The organism is Streptomyces sp. NPDC025651, from assembly GCF_055558735.1.
On record NZ_JBVHLZ010000002.1, the window covers coordinates 783,379 to 803,170 of the forward strand.

Annotated in this window: 19 protein-coding genes and 1 tRNA gene; 7 read left to right on the forward strand and 13 right to left on the reverse strand. The window is 70.9% G+C overall.

Annotated elements, in window-relative coordinates; translation table 11 throughout:
• Positions 1-53: 53 nt before the first annotated feature.
• From ACZ4D5_RS11560 to ACZ4D5_RS11570, 3 genes are read right to left on the reverse strand one after another with little or no spacing between them, the layout of a single operon-like run.
• Positions 54-986, reverse strand: a complete 933-nt coding sequence (locus tag ACZ4D5_RS11560; RefSeq protein WP_467772127.1) for a metal-dependent hydrolase — start codon at positions 984-986, stop codon at positions 54-56.
• Entirely contained in the window at positions 983-2,776 is a 1,794-nt protein-coding gene (locus ACZ4D5_RS11565) for an SDR family oxidoreductase (RefSeq protein ID WP_467772128.1), read from the reverse strand. The genes ACZ4D5_RS11560 and ACZ4D5_RS11565 overlap by 4 nt, the downstream gene beginning before the upstream one ends.
• The gene (locus tag ACZ4D5_RS11570; RefSeq protein WP_467772129.1) at positions 2,773-3,624 is read right to left on the reverse strand and encodes a M24 family metallopeptidase; all 852 of its coding nucleotides are present in this window, start codon (positions 3,622-3,624) and stop codon (positions 2,773-2,775) included. The genes ACZ4D5_RS11565 and ACZ4D5_RS11570 overlap by 4 nt, the downstream gene beginning before the upstream one ends.
• Positions 3,625-3,885: 261 nt before the next feature.
• Here ACZ4D5_RS11570 and ACZ4D5_RS11575 point away from each other — a divergent pair, with 261 nt between their 5' ends.
• From ACZ4D5_RS11575 to ACZ4D5_RS11600, 6 genes are all read left to right on the forward strand, one after another.
• Complete coding sequence (locus tag ACZ4D5_RS11575) at positions 3,886-4,896, forward strand: ABC transporter ATP-binding protein (protein ID WP_467772272.1); 1,011 nt, start codon at positions 3,886-3,888, stop codon at positions 4,894-4,896.
• Positions 4,893-5,774, forward strand: a complete 882-nt coding sequence (locus ACZ4D5_RS11580; protein ID WP_467772130.1) for an ABC transporter permease — start codon at positions 4,893-4,895, stop codon at positions 5,772-5,774. The genes ACZ4D5_RS11575 and ACZ4D5_RS11580 overlap by 4 nt, the downstream gene beginning before the upstream one ends.
• Before the next feature lies 1 nt (position 5,775).
• On the forward strand, positions 5,776-6,687 hold the full coding sequence (locus tag ACZ4D5_RS11585; protein WP_467772131.1) for an ABC transporter ATP-binding protein: 912 nt from the start codon (positions 5,776-5,778) through the stop codon (positions 6,685-6,687).
• An 11-nt stretch (positions 6,688-6,698) separates the two neighbouring features.
• On the forward strand, positions 6,699-7,418 hold the full coding sequence (locus ACZ4D5_RS11590; protein WP_467772132.1) for an ABC transporter permease: 720 nt from the start codon (positions 6,699-6,701) through the stop codon (positions 7,416-7,418).
• Between the two features lie 111 nt (positions 7,419-7,529).
• Positions 7,530-7,736, forward strand: coding sequence for an SGM_3592 family protein (locus tag ACZ4D5_RS11595; protein ID WP_467772133.1), 207 nt, complete (start codon positions 7,530-7,532; stop codon positions 7,734-7,736).
• A gap of 304 nt (positions 7,737-8,040) precedes the next feature.
• Positions 8,041-8,127: transfer RNA gene (locus tag ACZ4D5_RS11600), tRNA-Ser, on the forward strand.
• 139 nt (positions 8,128-8,266) lie between these two features.
• On the opposite strand, the gene ACZ4D5_RS11605 is transcribed toward ACZ4D5_RS11600, so the two are convergent.
• The 9 genes from ACZ4D5_RS11605 to ACZ4D5_RS11645 form a co-directional block, all read right to left on the reverse strand.
• Positions 8,267-9,091 (reverse strand): HAD family hydrolase, encoded by an 825-nt coding sequence (locus ACZ4D5_RS11605; protein WP_467772134.1) that lies wholly within the window; start codon positions 9,089-9,091, stop codon positions 8,267-8,269.
• Entirely contained in the window at positions 9,088-10,365 is a 1,278-nt protein-coding gene (serS, locus tag ACZ4D5_RS11610; protein ID WP_467772135.1) for a serine--tRNA ligase, read from the reverse strand. Before serS ends, ACZ4D5_RS11605 begins: the two co-directional genes overlap by 4 nt.
• Positions 10,366-11,013: 648 nt before the next feature.
• Positions 11,014-11,949: a prephenate dehydratase gene (gene pheA / locus ACZ4D5_RS11615; RefSeq protein ID WP_467772136.1), complete on the reverse strand. Its 936-nt coding sequence runs from the start codon at positions 11,947-11,949 to the stop codon at positions 11,014-11,016.
• A gap of 107 nt (positions 11,950-12,056) precedes the next feature.
• Entirely contained in the window at positions 12,057-13,316 is a 1,260-nt protein-coding gene (gene efeB, locus ACZ4D5_RS11620) for an iron uptake transporter deferrochelatase/peroxidase subunit (RefSeq protein WP_467772137.1), read from the reverse strand.
• An 11-nt stretch (positions 13,317-13,327) separates the two neighbouring features.
• Positions 13,328-15,334, reverse strand: coding sequence for a copper resistance CopC/CopD family protein (locus tag ACZ4D5_RS11625; protein ID WP_467772138.1), 2,007 nt, complete (start codon positions 15,332-15,334; stop codon positions 13,328-13,330).
• A 14-nt stretch (positions 15,335-15,348) separates the two neighbouring features.
• On the reverse strand, positions 15,349-15,813 hold the full coding sequence (locus tag ACZ4D5_RS11630; protein WP_467772273.1) for a copper chaperone PCu(A)C: 465 nt from the start codon (positions 15,811-15,813) through the stop codon (positions 15,349-15,351).
• A gap of 44 nt (positions 15,814-15,857) precedes the next feature.
• On the reverse strand, positions 15,858-16,541 hold the full coding sequence (locus ACZ4D5_RS11635) for an SCO family protein (RefSeq protein WP_467772139.1): 684 nt from the start codon (positions 16,539-16,541) through the stop codon (positions 15,858-15,860).
• A gap of 109 nt (positions 16,542-16,650) precedes the next feature.
• On the reverse strand, positions 16,651-17,379 hold the full coding sequence (locus tag ACZ4D5_RS11640) for a YcnI family copper-binding membrane protein (RefSeq protein ID WP_467772274.1): 729 nt from the start codon (positions 17,377-17,379) through the stop codon (positions 16,651-16,653).
• A gap of 215 nt (positions 17,380-17,594) precedes the next feature.
• The gene (locus tag ACZ4D5_RS11645) at positions 17,595-18,491 is read right to left on the reverse strand and encodes a hypothetical protein (protein ID WP_467772140.1); all 897 of its coding nucleotides are present in this window, start codon (positions 18,489-18,491) and stop codon (positions 17,595-17,597) included.
• A gap of 280 nt (positions 18,492-18,771) precedes the next feature.
• Between ACZ4D5_RS11645 and ACZ4D5_RS11650 the strand changes: the two genes are divergently transcribed.
• A complete protein-coding gene (locus ACZ4D5_RS11650) occupies positions 18,772-19,233 on the forward strand; it encodes an ATP-binding protein (RefSeq protein ID WP_467772141.1) in 462 nt (153 codons plus the stop codon).
• Between the two features lie 24 nt (positions 19,234-19,257).
• On the opposite strand, the gene ACZ4D5_RS11655 is transcribed toward ACZ4D5_RS11650, so the two are convergent.
• Positions 19,258-19,761, reverse strand: a complete 504-nt coding sequence (locus tag ACZ4D5_RS11655; protein WP_467772142.1) for a nitroreductase/quinone reductase family protein — start codon at positions 19,759-19,761, stop codon at positions 19,258-19,260.
• Positions 19,762-19,792: the final 31 nt, after the last annotated feature.

The following is a 19,792-nucleotide window of genomic DNA, read 5'->3' on the forward strand; positions in this document are numbered from 1 at the left end:
CCGTGCCGCCGCCCGGGTTCTCCTGCCCGCCGGCGGTCGCCCGGGTTGTCCTGCTAGGCGATGGCCGCCCGGCCCACCGCGCCCGCCGCCGCCCGCGCCGCGGGCGACTGCGCCAGGTACTCGACGGCTTTGCGCAGCGAGCCTTCCTGCGAGGGATGGTACGACCGCCGCAGATAGCGGGGTATCGCCGTGCCGATCTCGCGCCAGGTGGGCAGCAGGCCCTTCCCGACGGCCCTGTTGTGCTCGGCCAGGGAGTACCGCAAGCGGCCCGCCAGTTGGGGGTCGTGGCGGATCAGATAGGCCGAGCCCCAGAACCACAGGTACAGCATCACGGGCGCCGTGACCGTCATGCCGACGATACGGCGGGCGTAACAGGGCAGGCCCCTGCCGCCGCAGTGCTGGTACATGTCGAAGGCGACCGCGCGGTGTTCGACCTCCTCCGCGCCGTGCCAGCGCAGCAGGTCGAGCATGACCTCGTCGGCGCGGGCGCGGTCGAGGCCCTCGGCGTGCAGCACCCAGTTCCCCAGGACCGCCGTGAACTGCTCGATCGCGGCGACGACCGACAGACGGAAGCGCAGCCACTCCTGCGTCGGTACGGGAACGCCCAACGGCGGCTGTTCACCGAGGAGTTTCTCGAAGAGGAAGTCGACGTACTTCGTGAACGCGGCGGTGTCGAGCCGCTGCGCCGCCAGGTGGTCGAGCACGTGCGCGTGCTGGACGCTGTGCGTGGCCTCCTGCCCCATGAACCCCTTGACGTCGTCCCGCAGCACCGGGTCGGTGATCAGCGGCAGGCCTTCCTTGAAGACCTTCACGAACCACCGCTCCCCCGCCGGGAGAAGCAGATGCAGGACGTTGATGACGTGGGTGGCGGTCGGCTCGTCCGGTATCCAGTGCAGCGGCGTCTCGTCCCAGTCGAACGAGACGCGGCGCGGAACGATCGCGTAGTGCTCCTCGGGGCGTGTGCCGGGGCGCTCCTCCGTGCTCACAACGGCGGCTCCAATCGGGCCATCGCGCGCAGGGCCTTGGGCGCGAAGCGGGACATGAGGTGGGCGCCGCGGGCCTCGGGGGTGACCGGGACGACCGCCTGGTTCCTGACGACGGCGCGCAGGACCGCGTCGGCGACCTTCTCCGGCGGGTAGTTGCGCAGGCCGTACAGCCGGGAGGACTTCTTCTGGCGGCGCTTCTCCTCGTCCGCGTCGACGCCGACGAAGCGGGAGGTCGACGTGATGTTCGTGTTCACGAGGCCCGGGCAGATCGCGGAGACCCCGATGCCCTGGTCCGCGAGCTCCGCGCGCAGGCACTCGCTGAGCATCAGGACCGCGGCCTTCGACGTGCTGTAGGCGGGCAGGGCCTTGGAGGGCTGATACGCCGCCGCCGACGCGGTGTTGACGATGTGACCGCCCTGGCCGCGCTCGGACATCTGCCTGCCGAACAGCCGGCAGCCGTGGATCACGCCCCACAGATTGACGTCCAGGACCTTCTTCCAGTCCTCGGAGCTGGTGTCGAGGAAGCGGCCGGAGAGGCCTATACCGGCGTTGTTCACCAGGACGTCCACGACGCCGTACTCCGTGGCGACCTTCTCGGCGAGCTTCTCCATGGCCTGCTCGTCGGCCACGTCGACCGTCTCGCCCCAGGCCTCGGGGGCGCCGATCAGGCGGGACATCTCCGCCGTACGGGCCGCGCCCTCCGCGTCCCTGTCGACGGCCACCACGCGCGCGCCCGCCTCGGCGAACGCGAAGGCGGTGGCCCGGCCGATGCCGCTGGCCGCGCCGGTGACCAGGACGAGCTGGCCGCCGAACCGGTCCGCGTACTTCCCCGTGGCCATGCTGTCCTTGGCGGGGATGCCGTCCTCGTTGGCCGTGACGAACTCGCCGATCCAGGCGGCCAGCTGGTCGGGGCGGGTGCGGGGCACCCAGTGCTTGGCGGGCAGGGTGCGCCGCACCAACCGCGGGGCCCACAGCTCCAGTTCGTCATAGAGCCGCTCGGACAGGAAGATGTCCCCGGAGGGCGTGATGAGCTGCACGGGCGCGTGGGCGTACGCGTCGGCGCGGGGCCTGCGCAGCCGCGCGCGGACGTTGTCGCGGTAGAGCCAGGCGCCGTGCGCGGCGTCCTGGGGGAGCGACGGCGTCGGATAGTCGCCCGCCGGGACCTTCTCGACGCGCTCCAGGATCTTCGGCCACCGCTTGCCGAGCGGGCCGCGCCAGGCCAGCTCGGGGAGGACGGGGGTGTGCAGCATGTACACGTACCAGGACTTGGCGCCCTGGCCGAGGAGTTGACCGACCTTGCGCGGGGTCGGCCGCGTCATGCGCTTCTTGATCCAGTGCCCGAAGTGGTCGAGCGAGGGACCCGACATGGACGTGAAGGACGCGATGCGGCCCTCCGTCCGCTTGACCGTGACGAACTCCCAGGACTGCACCGAACCCCAGTCGTGCCCGACCACGTGCACCGGCTCGTCCGGGCTGACCGCGTCGATGACCGCCACGAAGTCGTCGGTCAGCTTCTCCAGGGTGAAGCCGCCGCGCAGCGGGCGCGGGGCGGTGGACCTGCCGTGGCCCCGCACGTCGTACAGCACGACGTGGAAGCGGTCGGCGAGGCGCTCGGCGACCTCGGCCCACACCTCCTTGGAGTCCGGATAGCCGTGCACCAGCACGACCGTGGGCCGCTGGGGGTCGCCCAGCTCGGCGACGCACAGCTCCACACCGCCCGTGCGCACCCAGCGCTCGCGCATGTCCTTCATTCCCCCGGCGGTTACCTCGGCGACTTCCCCGGTCGTCATGCGGCGGCCCTCTCCTCAGCCCAGCGCCGCACATGCGGCAGATCGTCGTCCAGCCAGAAAGCGCTCTGCTCGGGGTCCTTGGAGTCGGTGACGACGAGGATCTCCTCGAACTTCGCGCCCGTACCCCTGAATCCGAGGTGCGGTTCGACCGCCCAGAGCCCCTTCTGGGGCGGGTGGTCGGAGAACTTGTAGGGGGACCACAGTGGCGACCAGCCGTCCCGGTGGCCGTGGACCGCGTCGCTCGCGAGGCCCTTCAGGGACTGCGTGCCGAAGCCGAAGAGGTGCGGCGACAGGCGGCGCTCCTTGACCCGGTCGACCTTGTGCGCGATGACGCCGAAGGGGTAAGCGCGATGGCGGTTGGCATAGCCCTGGCGGACCATGAGGCGGTCCACGTCCTCATAGATCTCGCGCAGCGGGCGGCGCTCGCGCACCTCGCGCAGGATCAGCTCGCGGTGCGCCTCCAGGTCGGCGAGGAGCTTGTCGTGCACGGGGTTGAGGCCCAGGCAGCCGGAGTAGCCGATGTCGGCGGTGAAGCCCTTGTACACCGGGGCCATGTCGAGGATGAAGGGCATCCCCGGCTCCAGCCTGCGGTGGGTGGGGAAGAACTGCAGCGGTATCCGGAAGTTCACGAACGCCGTGCGGTCCCCGAACCAGGCGAAGGGCAGGTGGAACCAGTCCCGCACACCCCGCTCGCGCAGCCACTCGCGCTGCATCCGCGCGGCCTCGCGCTCCGTCACACCCGGCTTGAGCTGCGCCGCGACCGCCTCCGCGCACTCGTACGCGAGGGTCTGCACTTCCCTGAACCCCCGCAGTTCCGCGGAGAGTTCGCCTGCAACTGCTGAGGTCATGCCACCGTCCGTCCCGAGTCCGGTCCCTGCCGTGTCCGGCTCATCGCCGTACGCGTCCGTAACTTGACACTGATGAATGTGACAATGCTCGGCGGCTGCGTCAAGGGGTGTGCACAACCCTGCGGGACAGGTCCGGAAGAACCCGCAGGGGTCGACTTCCGGCGGACCCCTACGGGCCCGTAATACTCCAGAGTGAGGGCAGGGCAAGCCCGTGGTCTGACGACTCGGTGTGGTCTGCGCCACTACCGTCGAAGCGTGACTGTGATCGCGACCGAAAGCCTGAGCAAGCGGTTCCCGAGGGTGACCGCGCTTGACCGGCTCTCCATGGATATCGGGCCCGGTGTGACCGGACTCGTCGGAGCCAATGGAGCCGGCAAGTCCACACTGATCAAGATCCTGCTGGGTCTGTCCCCCGCCACGGAGGGCCGCGCCGCCGTGCTCGGCCTCGACGTCGCCACCAGCGGCGGCCAGATCCGCGAGCGCGTCGGGTACATGCCCGAGCACGACTGCCTGCCGCCCGACGTCTCGGCCACCGAGTTCGTCGTCCACATGGCGCGCATGTCCGGACTGCCGCCCACCGCGGCCCGCGAGCGCACGGCGGACACCCTGCGCCACGTCGGGTTGTACGAGGAGCGGTACCGCCCCATCGGCGGCTATTCGACCGGCATGAAGCAGCGCGTGAAGCTCGCGCAGGCCCTCGTCCACGACCCCCAGCTGGTCTTCCTCGACGAGCCGACGAACGGCCTCGACCCGGTCGGCCGCGACGAGATGCTCGGACTGATCCGCCGCGTCCACACCGACTTCGGCATCTCGGTCCTCGTCACCTCGCACCTCCTCGGCGAGCTGGAGCGCACCTGCGACCACGTCGTCGTCATCGACGGCGGCAAGCTCCTGAGGTCCAGCTCCACCACCGACTTCACCCAGACCACCACGACGCTGGCCGTCGAGGTCACCGACAGCGACGAACACCCGGACGGCACGCGCGCGTTGAGGGACGCGCTGCGGGGCCGCGGGATCGGCACGGAGACCGGCGGCGAACTGCCCGGCGCCGGTCACACGATCCTGCTCACCGCCGAGGGCGAGGAGACGTACGACCTCGTGCGCGACCTCGTCGCCGACCTCGGCCTCGGCCTGATCCGGATGGAACAGCGCAGGCACCACATCGCCGAGGTCTTCAAGGACGAGCCGCGGCAGGAGCCCGTCTCCGAGCGGGCTGCCGCCTGGGCGGCCACCGCGGCCGCCGCACAGCAGAAGGAGGGAGGTGCGCGATGAGCGCCGAGTCCACCCGGATCCACAACATCGGGTACCGCAACTACGACGGCCCCCGCCTCGGCCGTGCCTACGCCCGCCGCTCCCTCTTCTCACAGAGCCTGCGCGGCGCGTACGGCCTCGGGCGGTCCGCCAAGTCCAAGGTCCTGCCCATGATCCTCTTCGCGGTGATGTGCCTCCCCGCCGCGATCATGGTGGCGGTCGCCGTGGCCACCAAGGCCAAGGACCTCCCCCTCGACTACACGCGCTACGCCATCGTGCTGCAGGCCGTCATCAGCCTCTTCCTGGCCGCCCAGGCCCCGCAGACCGTGTCGCGCGACCTGCGCTTCAAGACGGTGCCGCTCTACTTCTCACGGCCCATCGAGCGCGGTGACTACGTCCTCGCGAAGTTCGCCGCGATGACCTCGGCGCTCCTCGTCCTGACCGCGGCCCCGCTCCTCGTGCTCTACGTGGGGGCGCTGCTCGCCAAGCTCGACTTCGCCGACCAGACGGCGGGCTTCGCGCAGGGCCTGGTCTCCGTGGCACTCCTCTCGCTCCTCTTCTCCGGCATCGCGCTCGTCATCTCGTCGATCACGCCCCGCCGCGGCTTCGGCATCGCCGCGGTCATCGCCGTCCTGACCATCACCTACGGAGCGGTGTCCACGGTCCAGGCGATCGCCTACGAACAGGGCAGCACCGGAGCCATCGCCTGGCTCGGCCTCTTCTCGCCGATCACGCTCATCGACGGCGTGCAGACCGCCTTCCTCGGCGCGACGTCCGCCTTCCCCGGAGGGGAAGGACCGTCGACCGGCGTCGGCGTCGTCTACGTACTCGTCGTCCTCGCCCTCATCGCGGGCTGCTACGGCGCCATGATGCGCCGCTACCGGAAGGTCGGCCTCTGAGATGACCACGATCACCATCGACCACACGTCCCGCTGGTTCGGGAACGTGGTGGCCGTCAACGACATCACCATGAACATCGGCCCGGGGGTCACGGGGCTCCTCGGTCCGAACGGCGCGGGCAAGTCGACGCTGATCAACATGATGGGCGGCTTCCTCGCCCCCTCCACCGGCAGCGTCACGCTCGACGGCAAGCCGATCTGGCGCAACGAACAGATCTACAAGGAGATCGGCATCGTCCCCGAGCGCGAGGCGATGTACGACTTCCTCACGGGCCGCGAATTCGTCGTCGCCAACGCCGAGTTGCACGGCCTGGACAAGCGGGCCGCCCAGAAGGCCCTCGCCACGGTCGAGATGGAGTACGCGCAGGACCGCAAGATCTCCACGTACTCCAAGGGCATGCGCCAGCGCGTGAAGATGGCGTCCGCCCTGGTCCACGACCCCTCCGTGCTGCTGCTCGACGAGCCCTTCAACGGCATGGACCCGCGCCAGCGCATGCAGCTGATGGAGCTCCTGCGGAGCATGGGCGACCAGGGCCGCACGGTCCTGTTCTCCTCGCACATCCTCGAAGAGGTCGAGCAACTGGCCTCGCACATCGAGGTGATCGTCGCCGGACGGCACGCGGCGAGCGGTGACTTCCGCAGGATCCGCCGCCTGATGACCGACCGCCCGCACCGCTATCTGATCCGCTCCAGCGACGACCGCGCCCTGGCCGCCGCGCTGATCGCCGATCCGTCGACGGCCGGCATCGAGGTCGACCTCAAGGAGGGCGCGTTGCGCATTCAGGCGGTCGACTTCGGCCGGTTCACCACGCTGCTGCCCCGGGTCGCCCGGGAGCACGGCATCCGGCTCCTGACGGTCTCGCCCTCGGACGAGTCCCTCGAGTCGGTCTTCTCCTACCTCGTCGCGGCCTGAAGGGAGCCACCGTGTACGACCCCACTGTCGCCCGGCTCACCTACCGGGCCCTGCTCGGCCGCCGCCGGGCGCTGATCCTCTTCGCCCTGCCCGTCCTGCTGATCGTCATCTCCGCGGCGGTCCGCGCCTTCAGCGGCGCCGACGACCAGGTCGCCGTCGACGTCCTGGGCGGCTTCGCGCTCGCCACGATGGTGCCGATCATCGGCGTCATCGCGGGCACCGGCGCGATCGGACCCGAGATCGACGACGGCTCGGTCGTCTACCTGCTGTCGAAGCCGGTCAAGCGGCCCACGATCATCTTCACCAAGCTGATCGTCGCCATCGCCGTGACCATGGCCTTCTCCGCGATCCCCACGTTCATCGCGGGAATGATCCTGAACGGCAACGGCCAGCAGATCGCCATCGCCTACACGATCGCGGCGCTGGTCGCCTCCATCACGTACGCCGCGATCTTCCTGCTCCTCGGCACGATCACCCGGCACGCCGTGGTCCTCGGCCTCGTCTACGCCCTGGTCTGGGAGGCCCTCTTCGGGTCCCTCGTCGTGGGCGCCCGCACGCTCAGCGTGCAGCAGTGGTCCCTCGCCGTGGCCCAGAAGGTCGGCGACGGCGACCTGATCAGGTCGGACGTGGGCCTGACGACGGCGACGGTGCTGCTGGTCGCCGTCACGGCCGTCACCACCTGGTACGCCGGGCAGAAGCTGCGGTCCCTGACGCTGGCCGGGGAGGAGTAGCCCGCGCCCGTCCAGACCGTGTCTTCCGTCCTGACGGCGTCTTCACCCTCCCCTCAGCACACTGGGGGGAGGGCGCGCTGTTGGGCGTGCTGTTTCCGAGGAGGTGCCGCGATGGCATCGGAGGAGGACTGGGACGACGTCGTCCTGGACGAGGACTTCATCCGGTCCGCACAGGCGGAGGAGCCGTCCGCGCGGGCGCGCATGCTGACCGAGCGGTGGCGGCGGAGCGGGCCGCCCGAGCCGCAGCCGTGGCGCTCCGAAGAGCCGCCCGCGGGGTGGTTCTTCAGCAGGGCGCGGCGGCGGAAGCGGCGTCGGTAGTCCGCCGCCCGGTCGGCGCCGAGATCCGCCGCCCGGTCGGCGCCGAAGAACGGCGCGGATTAATTCGGTGGCGGTGAACTCCGCGCGCGGGCAGAGTAGTTGATGTCACCGCGCCGGCACCTGGCGCCCACCGACCGGGAGAGGAGCCGACGTGTCCATCAGTAGTCCGTCGAGTTCCCGGCAGGGCAGCCCGCGGCAGGCTCCGGAGTAGTTACTCACTCCGTGGAGCCCCGCCCGCGGGGAGCTGCCCGGGGCGGCCGCTTCGAGCGCGCAGAATTCGCATCGCTGCGCGGGCCGCCCACCCGGAGGATTGGCCGAGTGGTAAGGCAGCGGCTTGCTAAGCCGTCGTCAGGGCTGACGCCCTGCGCGCGTTCGATCCGCGCATCCTCCGCCTGGCGTTGCACTGTGCCGAGCCTCAGCCGAGGCGGGCGCCTGGTTGCACGCTGCCCGGCGCCGTGGCGTTGTGCCCACCCGTTCCGCCGTGCGGAACGCCTGCCCACAACGGGGACGACCGGGTGTTCGCGTCGGCGTCAGCCGAGGAGTCGTTCCAGCACCACCGCGATGCCGTCGTCCTCGTTCGACGTCGTCACCTCGTCCGCGATCGCCTTGAGCTCCTCATGGGCGTTGGCCATGGCCACGCCGTGAGCCGCCCAGCCGAACATCGGGATGTCGTTCGGCATGTCGCCGAAGGCGATCGTGTCCGCGGCCTTCGCGCCCAGGCGGCGGGCCGCCAGGGAGAGGCCCGTGGCCTTGGAGAGCCCCAGCGGCAGCAGCTCGACGATGCCCTCGCCCGCCATGGTCACGCCGACCAGATCGCCCGCCACCTGGCGCGCCACGTCCGCCAGCGCGTCGTCGCCGAGGCCGGGATGCTGGACGTACACCTTGTTCAGCGGGGCGGCCCACAGGTCGGCGATGTCCGTGAAGGGGATGACCGGGAGCGGGCCTTCCTGGACCGTGTACCCGGGGCCGACCAGGACCTCGCCGTCGATGCCGTCACGGCTCGCGGCCAGCGCCAGCGGGCCGATCTCCGCCTCGATCTTGGCGAGCGCGAGGCCGGCCAGCTGGCGGTCGAGCGTCACCGAGGTCAGCAGCCGGTGCTCCCCCGCGTGGTAGACCTGCGCACCCTGCCCGCACACCGCGAGGCCCTCGTACCCGAGGTCGTCGAGGATGTGGCGGGTCCAGGGCACCGCACGGCCGGTGACGACGATGTGCGCGGCGCCCGCCGCGGTGGCCGCGGTGAGCGCTTCGCGCGTGCGTCCCGAAACCGTGTCGTCGGGGCGCAGCAGCGTCCCGTCGAGGTCGGTCGCGACCAGCTTGTACGGGAAGGAGGGCGTGACCGGAGCAGGGTGGCTCACTTGGCGATGGGCTCCAGAATCTCTCGTCCCCCGAGGTACGGGCGCAGCACCTCGGGCACCACCACGGAGCCGTCGGCCTGCTGGTGATTCTCCAGGATGGCCACGATCGTGCGCGGGACGGCGCACAGCGTGCCGTTCAGCGTCGCGAGCGGCTGGACCTTCTTGCCCTCGCGCATGCGCACCGAGAGGCGGCGGGCCTGGAAGCCGTCGCAGTTCGAGGCCGAGGTCAGCTCGCGGTACTTGCCCTGGGTGGGGATCCACGCCTCGCAGTCGAACTTGCGCGAGGCCGAGGCGCCGAGGTCACCGGTGGCGACGTCGATCACCTGGAAGGGCAGCCCGAGGCCGGTCAGCCACTGCTTCTCCCACTCCAGGAGGCGCTGGTGCTCGTTCTCCGCGTCGGCCGGGTCGACGTACGAGAACATCTCGACCTTGTCGAACTGGTGGACGCGGAAGATGCCGCGGGTGTCCTTGCCGTACGTGCCCGCCTCGCGGCGGAAGCAGGGCGAGAAGCCGGCGTACCGCAGGGGCAGCTTGTCGGCCTCGATGATCTCGTCCATGTGGTACGCGGCGAGGGGGACCTCGGAGGTGCCGACCAGGTAGTAGTCGTCCTTCTCCAGGTGGTAGACGTTCTCGGCGGCCTGGCCGAGGAAGCCCGTGCCCTCCATGGCGCGCGGGCGCACCAGCGCCGGCGTCAGCATCGGGGTGAACCCGGCCTCCGTCGCCTGCGCGATGGCGGCGTTCACGAGGGCCAGCTCCAGCAGGGCGCCGACACCCGTCAGGTAGTAGAAGCGCGAACCGGAGACCTTCGCGCCGCGCTCCATGTCGATGGCGCCGAGCGCCTCGCCGAGCTCCAGGTGGTCCTTCGGCTCGAAGCCCTCGGCCGCGAAGTCGCGCGGGGTGCCGACGCGATCGAGGACGACGAAGTCCTCCTCGCCGCCGACCGGGACGTCCTCGTGGACGAGATTCCCCAGCTGCAGCAGCAGGCGCTTGGTCTCCTCGTCCGCCTCGTCCTGCGCGGCGTCGGCGGCCTTGACCGCGGCGGAGAGCTCGCCCGCCTTCTTCAGGAGCTCCTGCTTCTCCTCGGGCGCGGCCTTGGGGATCAGCTTGCCGAGCGCCTTCTGCTCGGAGCGCAGCTCGTCGAAGCGGAGGCCGGACGACCTGCGCCGCTCGTCGGCAGAGAGGAGGGCGTCGACGAGCGCGACGTCCTCTCCACGGGCGCGCTGGGAGGCGCGAACACGGTCGGGGTCCTCACGGAGCAAGCGAAGGTCAATCACCCCTCAAGGCTACCGTTGTGCGGTTCCGGCCCACGACTCGATATTCCATTGAGTACGTTATGCCCGGTTTGCCGGAATGTGAATTCCCGGATTCGATCATTCCGAATCAAGGTCGAATCGGGGCCGAACCGGGGCCGAAGCAAGATCGACGCGGCCGGAAAAGGCCCGTCGCGCGCGGTTCGGTGCCCGGTCAATAAAAGGGGCACCATTCCCTGAAACGGGGCAGAGCGCACCTGCCGCCTTGACCCGAACCCCTTGTGGGAGGCGGGACTTGAGGCGGTTGTCCACCTCGGTTGTCCACAGGAATGAGCCCCTCCGGAGAGTTATCCACAGGGTGTGTGCAAGATCTGTGGACTTCGGAAGGGAGTGTTCCGAAAGCCGCATGCGCGACGAAGGAATCCCTTCCCAAACCACCCCCACCCCCACTTTCGAGTGGAAATGGTTCGCTCCAAAGAGTTGATCAATGGAAAAGAGTGGACGAGGGGTGACGTGCACGCCTGTGGAAGGGCTTGGACCCTGTAGGCCGATTTGTCGACCATGTAGCGCTTCGTTGTCGACTTGTCCCCAGGTCGAGACGCAAGCCTGTGGATAACTTCTGTGGACAACGTAAATCTGCAGGTAGGACAGGACGGGGGAGGACCCGGCTGGCTAGAAACGGCCGTCCTGGCAGCGCGTCAGCCAGTCCGACGCGGCCACGAACTCGCCGTCCGTCGTGCCGGGCCGCGGTGCCCGGACGTCCTCCGGCGCCATGCCGGCCCGCGGATACGACCCGAGGAAGCGCACCTGCGGGCAGATCCGCTTGAGCCCCATCAGGGCCTCGCCGACGCGCCGGTCCGTGATGTGCCCCTCGGCGTCCACCGAGAAGCAGTAGTTGCCGATGCCCTGGCCCGTGGGGCGCGACTCGATCCGCATGAGGTTGACGCCGCGCACGGCGAACTCCTGGAGCAGTTCGAGCAGGGCACCGGGGTGGTCGTCGCCCAGCCAGATGACGACGGACGTCTTGTCGGCCCCCGTCGGCGCGGCGGGCCGGGCCGGGCGGCCGACCAGGACGAAGCGGGTCTCGGCGTTCGCCGCGTCGTGGATCTCGCGGACCAGCGCCTCCAGGCCGTACGTCGCCGCGGCGAACTCGCCCGCGAAGGCCGCGTCGAAGCGGCCCTCCTGGACCAGACGGGCGCCGTCCGCGTTCGAGGCGGCCGACTCCCACACGGCGTCCGGCAGGTGCTCGCCCAGCCAGTTGCGGACCTGCGGCTGGGCCACCGGGTGGCCCGTCACCGTCTTGATGTCCTTGAGCTTCGTGCCGGGACGCACGAGCAGCGCGAAGGCGATCGGCAGGACGACCTCGCGGTAGATCATCAGGGGCTCGCCCTTGGCGAGCTCGTCGACGGTGGTGGTGACACCGCCCTCGACGGAGTTCTCGATCGGTACGAGCGCGGCCGCCGCCTCACCGCCGCGGACCGCGTCGAGCGCGGCCGGCACGGACACCATGGGGACGAGTTCCCGGGTGGCCGCCTCCGGCAGCGTGCGGAGAGCGGCCTCGGTGAAGGTGCCTTCGGGGCCCAGGTACGTATAGCGCGTCGCCGACATACCGTCACCCTAATGGGCCTGACGTGGCGCGGCTCACGTGTCTCACGGAGCGGCACACGTCCCACATGACTCCGGCACAGGCGCCCCTGTGCCGTCAGCACGCGCCCCTACGCCTCCAGCAGCCGCTGCCCCACGTACTCGCCCTCGGCCGCCCCGCCCGGTACCGCGAAGAGACCGCTCGCCTCGTGCCGGATGAACTCCGAGAGGGCGTCGCCCCGGTCGAGCTTGCGCTGCACGGGGACGAAGCCGCGCATCGGATCCGCCTGCCAGCAGATGAACAGCAGCCCCGCGTCCGGCTCGCCCTTGGCGTCGAAGCCGTCGTGGTACGAGTACGGGCGGCGCAGGATCGCGGCGCCGCCGTTCTGGTCGGGGCGCGTGATGCGGGCGTGCGCGTTGAGGGCGATGACGAGCTTGCCGTCGGACCCCGTCCTGTCGAGCTCGGGCTCGGTCGTCTCCGTGCCGCCCGTCAGCGGCGAACCGTCCGACTTGTGCCGCCCGATCACCGCTTCCTGGTCCTTCAGACCGAGCTTCTCCCAGTCGTCGAGGAGCATCCGGATGCGGCGTACGACGGCGTAGGAACCGCCCGCCATCCACGCGGGATCGCCGTCGGCGGGCACGAAGATCCGCTTCTGGAAGTCCTTGTCCGAGGGCTTCGGGTTGTTCGTGCCGTCGATCTGGCCCATCAGGTTGCGGGTCGTCATCGGCCGCGCGGTGGCGCCCGGCGCCCGGTTGAAGCCGTTCATCTGCCAGCGGACCTTCGCCGCGCCCGCCGCATCCCGCTGGATCGCGCGCAGCGCGTGGAAGGCGACGAGCGAGTCGTTCGCGCCGATCTGCACCCACAGGTCGCCGTTGCTGCGCCCCTTGTCGAGGCGGTCCGAGGAGAAGTCCGGCAGCGGTTCGAGGGCGCCGGGACGCTGCTTCTCCAGGCCCGTGCGGGAGAAGAAGGAGGCGCCGAAGCCGAAGGTGACGGAGAGCGAGGACGGGCCCGCGTCCCGCGCGACCGCCGTGTCCTCGCCGTCGACCGGCTTGCCCGCCATCAGCCGCTCGGCCGTCGCCGACCAGCGGCGCAGCAGGGCCGTCGCCTCCTTGCGGCCCGCGCCCGCCACCAGGTCGAAGGCGATCAGATGGCCGCAGGCCTGGCTGGGCGTGGTGATGCCTGCCTGATGTTTCCCGTGAAACATCACCTCGTCCGTGCCCACGGACGTCAGGCCCTTCGCCGACGAGGAGCCCGACGAGGCCCCGGACGAGGAGTCCGAGGGCGAGGGCGCGGCGGCGTATCCGACGGCGCCTCCCGCCGCGCCGAGCGCGAGGCCGGTCGCCCCGGCGGTGCCGAGCAGCCGCCGCCTGGAAATGCCGTTGTCCGCCATGGTGGTTCCGTTCAGCCGATCTGCGCGTTCTTGTTCACGGTGACCTGGTCGATGTCCGAGGTCCGTACGGTCACCGCGATCTTCCAGTTGCCTGCCATCGGGATCTGGACGCCGTTCGCGCTCCAGTGTCCGGTGGCGATGTGGTCCGGGGTCACGGGCAGCGGTCCGACGTCCTTCGACTTGAGGGTGAAGGAGACCTTCACCTCGGGGATGTCGAAGGCGCTGCCGTTGGGCCGCTTGACGTACACGTGCAGGGCGTTGCTGCCGGTGCGGCCCGGGTCGAGGTCCAGCTGCACGGTGCCCTTGCCGTCCTGGCCGCCCGTGTCGAAGGGCACCTTGAGGCTGAGCGGGCCCGAGCGCTGTGCGGCCGCCGCCGAGGTGGCCTTGGCGGCCTCCTCCTCGGTGCGGCCCGGCTCGGTGGTCGTCAGGGCCGTCGTGACGGCGAGCAGGACGACGGCGATGCCGGCCTCGGTGAGCACCGAGCGGCGCAGGCCCGAGCGGTGCGGGTCGGCGTCGCGCAGGCGCTTCTCGCGGGCGGTGGCCATGGCGGCCTGCTGGCGGGCGAGTTGGGCGGAGCGCTTGGAGTCGCCGTCCGACTCCCCGGCGGCCGCGGGGACCGTGACGGGCTTCTTGGCGGTCTGAGTCGTCGAGACCTGCTTCTTGGTGGCCTGCGTCTTCGAGACCTGAGTCTTCGCGGCCTGCTTCGCCGCGCGCTGCTCGACGACCAGGGCGGCCGCGGCCTCCGGTGCCACGCCGCCCGCCTCGGCGGTGATCCGCCCGGTCCACCGCCGCGAGATGTAGGCGACGCCCACCAGGACGACGACCAGGCCGACCTTCACGAGGAGCAGCTGTCCGTACCGCGTGCCGGTGAGCGCCGACCACGAGCCGACCTGCCGCCACGACTGGTAGATGCCGGTCGCGGCGAGGACGACGACGCTGCCGAACGCCACGCGAGAGAACCGCCGCACGGCCGACGCGTCCACCGACGGCGTGCGGTACAGCGCGACGACCAGGGCCGCGAGGCCGCCGAGCCAGGCGGCGACGGCCAGCAGGTGCAGCACGTCGACGGGCATCGCGATGCCCGCCTGGATGCCGGCCGAGGCGTGCTCGGCCATCGCCCAGGTCGCCGCGAGCCCGATGGCGACGACGGTGCCGCCGATGGCGAGCCCGAAGGTGAGGTCCTTCTTCTCCTTCGGGTCCTCACGCTTCTCGTACGCACCGAAGAGCACCGCGATGAACAGCGCGGCGGCGGCGAGCAGCAGCAGCCGGGAGACCAGCGCCGCGCCCGTCTTGGTGTTGAGCACGTCGCCGAGCGCGCCCATGTCGAAGACGTCGGCGAGCTTCCCGGAGCCGGTGTAGGGGGCCCGCAGGAGCAGCAGGGCGAGGGTGGACGCGGTGAGCGTGAGCCAGCCGGTGGTGACGAGCCGCTGCACGGGCCGCACCCCCGCGCCGCGCGGCCAGCAGCCGAGGACGAAGGCGGCGCCGCCGACGACCAGGACGAACCCGGCGTACGAGAAGTAGCGCGCGATGTCGTAGAGCAGGCCGACCAGACCGCCGCCCGCCTCCTGGTCGGGCAGCGCGACCTTGGTGTCGGAGGGAGCGCCGATGGAGAAGGTGAAGGCGCCGGCGACCGGATGGCTGTCGGCGGAGACCACTTGGTAGGCGACGGTGAAGGTGCCGTCCGGAAGACCGGGGCGCAGCTTCACGGCGTACGTGTTGGCGCCCAGGTCGGTGGTCTTGCCGGTGTCGGCCGACTTGCCGGACGGGTCGAGGACCCGCACCGAGCCGTCCGACATGGCGACCTTCTCCGAGAAGGTCAGCTTCACCTGGGCCGGGGCCTTGGCGACCACCGCTCCCTGCTTGGGGTCGCTGCCGGTCAGCGCGGCGTGCGCGGACGTCGGCGCGGCACCGGCGAGGAAGGCGCCGGTCGCGGCGATGAGCACCAGAAGGACCCGCAGGCAGCGGGCGGCGATTCTGGACCGCGGAACGATCCTGGAGCGGGAAGCGATGGTCTGCATCAACGGTCCGTCCCTCAGTGCGAGTTGTGCGACGAGTCGTGCTGCTCGGGCTTGTACGTCGCTGCCTTGACCGGCACCTCGACCGTGATCGGGTCCGACTTCCGGAAGTGCAGCGTCATGGCGACCTTCTCGCCCTGCTTCGGCTTGCGCTTGAGCTTTTCGAGCATCAGGTGGTTGCCGCCGCTGGCGAAGTCGAGGTGGCCGTCGGCGGGCACCTTGAAGGACTTCTCCTCCTTCATGGCGCCGCCCTTGGTGCTGTGCAGCGTGACGGAGCCCGCGATGTCGCTGGTGGCGGAGGTGAGCTCGTCGGCGCCGCCCTTGTTCGTGAGCGTGAAGAAGCCGGCCGCCATGTCGTCCATGGTCGGTTCGGGGATGTACGCCCCGCCGACCTCGATCTCGGGCTTCGCCTTCGTCGCGGAGTCCTTCGCGCCGGAGTCGTCGTTGCAGCCCGCCAGGGTGAGCGCGGCGGCCAGAGCCATGGCGCCGCCCGCGAGGGTGCGGCGGCGCGTGGTGGTGCGGTGGTTCACGGGGTCTGTCCCTTGAGGAGCTTGGGGAGGTCCTTGGTGTATTCGTCGGCGGTGGCGTCCTCGCCGTACAGGACGTATCCGGCGTCGGTCTTCGGCGAGAAGGCGATGACCTGCGTGCCGTGCATCGAGACGATCTTGCCCTTCTTGTCCTTCTTGGACGGCTCGATGCTGATGCCGAGCTGGCGGGCGCCCGCCTGGATGGTGGCGAAGTCGCCGGTGAGCCCGACGAAGTCGGCGTCCACGCCCTTGAGCCACTTGCCGAGCTCGGCCGAGGTGTCGCGCTCGGGGTCGGTGGTGACGAAGACGACCTTGACCTTGTCCTGGTCGGCCTTGGGCAGCGCCTTCTTCGCGACCGCGATGTTGTTCATCGTCAGCGGGCAGACGTCCGGGCAGTGCGTGTAGCCGAAGTAGAGCAGCGTCGGCTGCCCCTTCGTCTCCTCGCGCAGGTCGTACTTCTTGCCGTGCGTGTCCTTCAGGACGAGGTTCGGCTTCTCGAACGGCTTGTCCAGGACCGTCGCGGCCTTGCCCGAGTCGGCCTCCGTGGAGACCTCGGCGACGGGCTTCTTGTTGTCGTCGCCCCCGCCGCAGGCGGTCAGGGTGAGGGCGGCCGCGGCCAGCAGGGCAGCGGCGGCGAGCTTCTTGTGGGTGCCCTTGTGGGCGCCCTTGAGGGTGCTCTTCATGGTGCTCTTCGTGCGCATACGAAAATGTCCCAGATGTGAGGGGGCCGGGGTGCACCGGGGCGGGTGTACGCCGCGTCCGGGCACCCCGAAGGGTGGATCCGCCCGTGGCTCAGCTGGTGGTGCGGCGACGTCCGGCGAGGACGCCGAAGGCGACACCCGCGGCGCCGACGACGATGCCGACGATGCCGAGGACGCGGGCGGTGGTGTCGCTGCTGTCGGAGGACTCCGAGGAGGCCGCCTTCGTGGTGTCACCGGACTTGGCGTCGTCCTTCGCGCCCGCGCCACCGCCGTGGTGGTCGTCGGACGCGGCGGTCAGCTCGAGGGTGGGAGCGGGGTGCTCCGGCTCCTCCTGGCCCTTCTGCTGCGGCTCGATCCAGCGGACGACTTCCTTGTTGTCGTACGTCTGGACGGCCTTGAAGACCAGCGCGTCGGCGTCCTCGGGCAGCTGGCCCATGGAGACCGGGAACTTCTGGAAGGTGCCCGGCTCGATGCCCTTGCCGTCGGCGGTCCAGGTGACCTTGGAGACGGCCTCGTCGATCTTCTCGCCGTGGATCTCCAGCGGCTTGTCGAGCTTGGTCTTGGTGACCTTCGCGTTCCAGCCGGGGACGGGCTGCGTCATCACGGAGGCGAGCGGGTGGTCGGTCGGGAAGGAGACCTCGAGCTTGTTGGTCGAGGCGTCGTCCATCTCGTTCGGCACCTTGAAGTTCACGACCGCGTACCCGCCCTTGGCGGCCTCGCCCTCCGGCGAGACGCTGACGTGCGCGAACGCGGGCGCGGAGAGGACGACGACGGCGGTGGCGGCGAGGGTGCCGACGGCGGCGAGGCGGGACTTCTTCAGAACGGTCATGACAGGAACACTCCACTTTCGGCAGTGGTGATCGCGGCCGTGGTGACGGCGGCGGTCGCGACGAGGGCCGTGGTGACGGCAGTCGTGACGACGGCCGTGGTGGCCACCGCAACAGCGATCAGGAATGGGTACGAGGGGTGCGCGGGCCGACGGGCACGCGCGCGTGCCGAGCGACCCCTCCGTACTGCGGTGTGGAGTGCGTCGCGTCAGGCAGCGAGTTCGACGTCGCGGCGGCCGGCCGGCGGGCCGCGCCTGATCACCGCGTCCTCGAGCGCGACCGTGCGCGGCTTCGGCGGTACGAGCAGGGCGGTGCGCGGAGCCCGCGGCCCGGTCGTCTCGGGCGCTCCGGGCAGGCCCGCCCGCAGGGCGCGTACGAGCGTGAGAGCGGAGCGCAGGGCGCGTACGAGCGCACCTTCGGCGACGCCGTGTGCCCCGTGCGCGAGCCGGACGAGCCTCAACAGGGCGAGGTCGCCGCGGCGCAGCAGCCATCCGGCGGCGACGGCCGCGAGGACGTGCGCGACCAGCATGGGAAGCGACGGAACGACCGACATGGCGCCCATCGACGGCATCGCGTCCACCGCGGTGTCGGCGGCGGCCGCGGCGGACTGCCCGTGGCCGTGCAGGGCGGAGTGATCCACTCCGGAGCCCGCGCCGACGGAGGCCCCCGCGCTGCTGGAGCCGCCCGGTCCGAGCCCGGCCGTGGTGAGGATCCGGTGGGCCTGCGCCGGCGTGATCGTCGCTGCGCCCGCCCCGCAGACCAGACGCGCGGCCCGCTCCACCAGCGAGGCGTCACCGCCCTGGGCGACCGCGGCGCCGGCCGTCGCGCCGTGCTGGCCGAGGCCGAACAGGGCGTGCAGGCCGAGCTGGCCCGCGGCGAGCAGCGCGGCGATGCCGGGCAGCGAACGCGCCCGTCCGGCGAGTGGCAGCGCGACCGCGAGGACGGCGAGGAAGCCCGCGCCCAGCGTCCACAGCGGGACGGCCACGCAGGAGGCGAGCACATGGCCCCCGGCGGACAGCACGACGCAGACCGCGGCGAACATCGCGGCCCTGAGCAGCCGGAGATCGACTCCGTCGCGCGTCGTGCGCTGGTGGGGGGCAGTCATGGCCGGGCCATCATCGCACTGGACTTACCCGGCGCATACGGCAGGTCCGGAAGGTCCGGTTCCAGCCGATGAGGGCGCGGCGAGCACGCGGAGCGGCCCTGCGAGTGCCCGGAGCGGCCCGGCGCGGGCGCTCCGCACCGGGCGGCGCCGGTCGCTTTACACCGGGCGGGGCGGGAAGCGCGTCCGCCGTATGGGCGGCATCACGTCAACTGCACGATTGTCCGGGGGTGGTCGCGGCAATACGTATCGGTATGTCGAGCCGCAGCCAGGAGGCTGGAGCATGAGCATCTGGTGGTCTCTCCATTTGCGGCGCGAAGCTGCGAGCGTTCCGCTCGCCCGCCGCCTGCTGATCGGCACGATGGAGACCGCGGGCGTGGACCCGGACGTCTCCTACGACCTGTCGGTAGCCCTCAGCGAAGCCTGCGCCAACGCCGTGGAGCACGGCGGCGCCCCCGCTCCCGGGGGCGCGTCGGGCGCGTATCGGGTCACGGCCTATCTCGACGGCGAGAAGTGCCGCATCGAGGTGGCCGATTCCGGCCCCGGGTTCCCCGGGGCGCCCCGCGGGTGTACGACGCCCCGGCCGCCCGCCGCGGAGACGGACGAGCACGGCCGGGGCCTGTGCCTCATCAGAGAACTCGCCGACCACGTCCACCTCGGCAACAAGCCGGGCAGGGGCGGCGCGGTGATCAGCTTCGACAAGATCCTCAAGTGGCGCGAGGACGCGCCGCTGATGACGGCCTGAGCAGCGGGCTCCGCAGGGGGAGGCTCACCCGGACGACTCCTCGGAGCCTTCCCCCGTCCCCGCCGCGCGGGTCAGCGCGACCACCGGGATCGTGCGCGGGGCCCTGGCGCGGAACTCCGCGAAGTCCGGGTTCCGTTCGATCTGCCGGCGCCACAGCTCGTCGTGCTCGCCCGCGTCGACGGGCGTGGCCAGGGCCTCGTACCGCTCCGTGCCCACCTCGACGACGACCGAGGGGTCCTTGACGAGGTTGTGGTACCAGGCAGGGGCCCTCTCCGAGCCGCCGTTGGACGCGAAGACGACGAGGCGGTCCCCCGCCGGGCCGGGGTCCGGCAGACAGACCGCCGGAGTCGTCCTCGGCAGCCCGCTCTTCGCGCCCCGCGTGGTCAGCAGGAGCAGCGTCACGCCGTCGAAGTCGCCGCCGACCCGGCCTCCGTTCGCGCGGAACTCCTCGATGACGCGGCGGTTGAAGGGGTTGGCGTTGTTGGTCTCGTCGGTGCTGCTGTTGATCCCGCCATCGGTGCTGCTCATGGTGCGGTCCCTCCCCGTGCTGACTGGCAAC